At 50.6% G+C, this 1,764-nt stretch carries 1 protein-coding gene; it reads left to right on the top strand.

Annotated features, from left to right (window positions below; genetic code table 11):
* The first annotated feature begins 298 nt into the window (after positions 1-298).
* Positions 299-1,624 carry an ABC transporter substrate-binding protein gene (locus FE784_RS40490; protein WP_139607972.1) on the top strand — a complete coding sequence of 442 codons (1,326 nt, stop codon included), beginning with the start codon at positions 299-301 and terminating at the stop codon, positions 1,622-1,624.
* Positions 1,625-1,764: the final 140 nt, after the last annotated feature.

Here is a 1,764-nt window from a genome sequence, read left to right as displayed (position 1 = left end):
TCTCCGGCGGAACCGATCCCCTGCTCGTCCCCAATGCGATAGGAGAATTCCCCTTCCTCCACGGCAAACATGCACCATTTCGGATAGGAGGTGCTTTCGATTTCGAAAGTTGTTTTGCGGTTCCAGTAAATGTAGGCGTACATCTGGGCGCGCACCTGCCATAATTCGACCATTTTCGTCACCTGCTTATTGAAAGAATGTCTACACTCTATTATATGTTTGTGCATGTTCATGTAAAGCTTTCGGATTTACACTTGAAACATCGTATACGATTCAATTCAAATGGGAGGGCAACGCAATGAATCAACCAATGGCGCGCGGCAGCAGGAGAAGACAGACATTAATCGCGACTTCGGCAGCAGTTGTTTTGCTGTCGGCAGGATGCGGCTCGGCGGCGGAGCTCGGTGAAGGCGCAGGAGTGAAAAAACTTTCAAACGAACTGAAACCGATTACAATTAGTGCCGCACTGGACAACACGAACATTGATGCTTTTACCGAGCAAACGATCAAAGACGCACTGAAGGCAAAATATCCGCATATTACTTTAGATTTGATCCGTCCGGGCAAGGGCACGACATTGGCTGAGCTGATTACGGCGGGAATGACGCCCGACATCATTTTTACATTTAATGGAAACCTGGCTAACTACCGGACAAAGAAGCTGGAGCTTGACCATCGGGAACTGGCAAAAACGCAAAATTTCGATCTAAACCGTTTTGACGAGACGATGATTCGGGACACTCGGGTCAGCTCTCCCGGAGACGAGTTGTACGGCATTCCGATCAGCCGCAGCTTCCATGCGCTGTATTACAACAAAGATTTGTTCGACAAATTCGGAAGCGCTTACCCGAAAGAAGGGATGCTGTGGAGCGAAGTGGTGGAGCTGGCCAAAAAGGTCACGCGTCTGGAAGGCGGCGTGCAGTATCGGGGCATCGATCCGGGGGCGGGCATTATCTGGATTTCCCAGCCGTTGTCGGCCGCAGCCGTAGACTACAAGACCGAGAAAGCTTCCGTCCGCACGGATCAGTGGAAGCAAGTGTTTGAACTGGTGAAATCGATGTACAAGATTCCCGGAAATATGATTCAGCCGGGTCATACGCCGAACAACGACTTTATGCAGGAAAAGAATCTGGCGATGTTGGCGAGCATGAATTTGTTTGCTGCGTTGGAAACGCCGACAAAGGAAGGTCTGAACTGGGATGTGACGCAGTATCCGAGCTATCCGGAGCGGAGAAACATATTTGCCAACGCGAGTGTACAAGTCATGGCGATTACGCCGTCAAGCAAAAACAAGGAGGATGCGCTGCGCGTGATTGAGGTAGCGGTATCCGATGAGGTGCAAAAGGTGCTGTCTGCCGACGGTCAAATCACGTCATTGAAAAGCGATGCGGTTAAGGCGGCTTTCGGCAGCAGCAAGCCGTACCTGAAAGACAAGAATATTCAAAGCATTTTCAAAAGCTCCCCGGTCCCTTATCCGATCGCTTCGCAGTACCGCAGCAAGGCGGAGGATATCGTGAACAAGAAGTTCTCCTTGTTCCGCGATGACCAGCTCGATGTGAATACCGCCTTGTTGCAAGCGGAGGAAGAAATCAACAAGATGATCGAGACGGAGCGGCTCAAATAAAATAGAAGGGATGGATGCAGGATGTACGGGATTTACGATAAGGATCGTGGCAATGAAAAAGACCAGCCACATGATTCGAGTGGACTGGTACCCAACAATCAGGGCGCGATAAGCAGACGGAAGCTGCTGGCGTCGCTCGG

It is taken from the genome of Paenibacillus hemerocallicola (genome assembly GCF_006265175.1).
Classification (GTDB): domain Bacteria; phylum Bacillota; class Bacilli; order Paenibacillales; family NBRC-103111; genus Paenibacillus_AB; species Paenibacillus_AB hemerocallicola.
Note: the sequence above shows the minus strand (reverse complement) of the source record. Positions and strands in the feature narration are given on the sequence as shown.

What these genes read in the sequence shown, in the direction of transcription:
- FE784_RS40490 (WP_139607972.1), top strand. Translation starts at nt 299, where the DNA reads ATGAATCAACCAATGGCGCGCGGCAGCAGGAGAAGACAGACATTAATC.